This window comes from Deltaproteobacteria bacterium (assembly GCA_016874755.1).
Classification (GTDB): domain Bacteria; phylum Desulfobacterota; class Binatia; order UBA9968; family UBA9968; genus DP-20.
Genome location: VGTH01000097.1, coordinates 1 through 3,160, shown reverse-complemented (window position 1 = coordinate 3,160; position 3,160 = coordinate 1). Strand labels below are relative to the sequence as shown.

3 protein-coding genes are annotated in these 3,160 nt (G+C 56.6%); 2 read left to right on the top strand and 1 reads right to left on the bottom strand.

The features are described from left to right. Positions 1 to 187: 187 nt before the first annotated feature. Positions 188 to 1,054, bottom strand: a complete 867-nt coding sequence (locus tag FJ145_26590) for a VacJ family lipoprotein (protein ID MBM4264978.1) — start codon at positions 1,052 to 1,054, stop codon at positions 188 to 190. Positions 1,055 to 1,365: 311 nt separating this feature from the next. Between FJ145_26590 and coaBC the strand changes: the two genes are divergently transcribed. Together coaBC and FJ145_26580 are read left to right on the top strand one after the other, a co-directional pair. Then, on the top strand, positions 1,366 to 2,574 hold the full coding sequence (gene coaBC, locus FJ145_26585; protein ID MBM4264977.1) for a bifunctional phosphopantothenoylcysteine decarboxylase/phosphopantothenate--cysteine ligase CoaBC: 1,209 nt from the start codon (positions 1,366 to 1,368) through the stop codon (positions 2,572 to 2,574). Between the two features lie 2 nt (positions 2,575 to 2,576). Beyond that, positions 2,577 to 3,122: a DUF4416 family protein gene (locus tag FJ145_26580; protein ID MBM4264976.1), complete on the top strand. Its 546-nt coding sequence runs from the start codon at positions 2,577 to 2,579 to the stop codon at positions 3,120 to 3,122. The last annotated feature ends 38 nt before the right edge of the window (positions 3,123 to 3,160 follow it).

Below are 3,160 nucleotides of genomic sequence, written 5' to 3'. Positions count from 1 at the left end.
CATCGTCGTTGGCTCGATTCTTAGTTTGATCCGTATCAGTGACTTGATCGGAAGTCTTAATGAACCACCGGAAACTTGTCAATAGGAATATCTGCCCAAAGTGACTAACGTGTTTCTCGTTTTCAGAGCGAAAAAAAGCGCGGAGGGTCAACCCTCCGCGCTTTTTAGCCGAAATTACGAAACTCTGCTACTGGCGGATGGCGGCCGCGCGACGCTGCAAGTAACCATTGCGCACGGCGCTGTAGAGATCGACGGTGGATTCGGCGACGCGCTCAAAGCGATCGAGATTGAGCGAACGATCGTTGATGCCTTCATCGAGCCGGTAGACGATGTTGCCCCAGAACGGCATGAAATAGGACGGCGGAAACATTGCGCGGTCAAGCAAGAGGCCAATTCCATCGCGCACGTTCAGCGGCGGCAAGAACGGCAGAACCAAATAGGGCCCCGGGCCCATGCCCCAAACACCGAACGTCTGGCCGGTATCCTCATCGCGTTGCTCGATGCCGAACCCATCCTTTGCGACGTCGAAGAAGCCCAGCAGACCGATGGTGCTGTTAATCGAAAAGCGCGCCAACTCGATGCCCGCGCTGGTAAACTTCGCTTGCAGGCTGTTATTTACCACGCGGCGGACGACCTCGAGATTGTCAAACGTGTTACGCACGCCGCGCTGCACCGGGTCAGGAGCTATGAAGTCCCAAGCGATGGCGAGGGGTTTCAAAAGAAAGCGATCGAGAACCTCTCGGTTAAACCAGAACATTTTGTCGTTGAAAGGTTCCCAGGGGTCTGAGTCGAAGTCATCGCCAGCGACGGCGCTTTGGGCCGTTTCCAGCGCTCCCATCGGGGTGGTGTAGTCAACTTGGTTGACACCATCGGCTACGCTCGTTGTTTCACCCGCGGTTGTTATCGTGGCCGGCGCATCTTCGACGGCGACCATCGCAGGCTGTTCCTGGGCCTCGTCGGCAAAGGCAGTGGTGACTTGGATCAACAAGCCTGAGCTGAGGGTTAGAGCGAGCAACGGTGCGCGCAGGCCGTGATACCATTTGGAAGTTTCCATTCTTTCTTGGCTCCTTTTTCTATCTTTGCTGTCAATTATCCGAAGTCATCATTCCGGTCAAGGGAAGCCCGCCATGGAAGCGAGCGAGACTATCCCGCCGTTAATGCCAAAAATATGCCAATTCCACGTTGCTTTTGAAGCTACAGGAGAACAGCACCATTTTGTGGCGATTTTTACTTACCGGTGAGAAGAACGACCAAAGGCTTAGATCGCGAGAGTTGACAAAAAGTTGCGCATTGGGGCTAGTCTTGGCCGATTTCTGCTCGATCTGTGGTTTGCAAGGTTGACATGAAAGTCGGATAATTACCCCCATGGCCGATGGGCGGAACGAGAAATCATCGATCGTGCTGGGCGTAACCGGCGGCATCGCCTGTTACAAGGCGGTTGAATTGGTGCGCCTGATCGTCAAGGCCGGGATGGCGGTTCGGGTGATCATGACGCGCGGCGCGATGGAGTTCGTTACGCCGCTGACTTTTCAAACTCTTTCGGGGCACCCGGTCGCTAGCGAAACTTTTGACTTGACGCAAGAATCGGAAATCGGTCACATCAATCTCGCCGATAGCGCCGATCTGTTTGTGATTGCACCCGCCACCGCGAATATCATTGGCAAAATCGCCAACGGCATTGCCGATGATCTGCTCACGACCGTATTGATGGCAACGCAGGCGCCGGTGCTGCTGGCACCAGCGATGAACATCCATATGTACGACAATCCGATCTTGCAAGAAAATCTGCTCAAGCTGCGGCGGGTTGGTTATCACGTGATGGAACCCGGCGCCGGCTTTCTCGCCTGCGGCTACGAGGGCAAGGGGCGGTTGCCGGATCCCGAGCAGATTTTCGAAGAAATGTGCCGGTTACTCAAGAAAAAGGATTTGGCTGGGGAAAAGCTTTTGATTACGGCCGGGCCAAATCGCGAACCGATCGACCCGGTGCGCTACATCTCCAATCGATCGTCGGGGAAAATGGGTTACGCCGTGGCGCGCGCGGCGCTGCGTCGCGGCGCGCAAGTCACTTTGGTCAGCGGGCCAACGGCGTTGGAGCCGCCGGCTGGGGCGCGCTTTCTTCCTGTGCTTACGGCGCGGCAGATGCTTGAGGCGATGCAAAAAGAATTTTCCGCCTGTTCTGCCGTTGTCATGGCTGCAGCCGTAGCCGACTACCATGTCGCAGAGGTGGCGGATAAAAAGCTTAAGCGCGGCAACGGGCCGCTGGAAATTCGCCTGGAACCCAATCCCGACATTCTCAAGTTGCTGGGCGCGGCCAAAGACGGCAAGCTCATGATCGGCTTTGCCGCCGAAACCAATGATCTCATCGCCAATGCGCAGAAAAAATTGCGCGAAAAAAATCTCGACATGATCGTTGCCAACGACGTGACCCAAGAAGGCAGCGGCTTCGACGGCGACACCAACGTTGCCACGCTAATTGACCGGACCGGTGCGACGCGCTCATTGCCGCTGATGACCAAAGACGAACTTGCCGATAAGATTCTCGATCAGCTGCTGTTTCTGAAAAGCCAGCGCTAAGCATGGGAACTCCCAAGGAGCCCAGGCCGGCAAAATACTTCGTCGGCCTGTTGTCGCCAAACCCTGCGCTGCTCGATCAAGTTGAAACCGACTTAACGCCAGTCTTCGGTGCGGTCGAGAGCCGGAGCGAAACCCGGCCGTGGCTTGAATCGCAGTTCTACGAGCGCGAGATGGGCGGTGGATTGCTGCGCCGCTTTATTGCTTTTGCCTCGGTGCACTCCCCAGGGCGCTTGGCTGAGTTCAAACGGCGGACCCAAGCAATCGAAGAGCGCCATCGCGACGGCGCGAGCGCCGGACGCAGGGTTAACATTGACCCCGGCTACCTCGACGCTTTCAAACTCGTGCTCGCTTCGACCAAGAACGCGAGTCAGCGCATTTACCTCGACGGCGGTATCTTCGGTGAGGCCACCTTGTTGTACTACAACGGCGGGTTCCACGGCTTGCCTTGCACCTATCGCGATTACCTGTGGCCCGAGACGCTGCGATTTCTGACCTCTGTGCGCGCGAGCTACCTCGCCCAGCTCAGAGCGCGTCGGCAGAGCGAATAAGACTACCGAGCCGTTGCTACTCGCGACTTTCCGGTGCT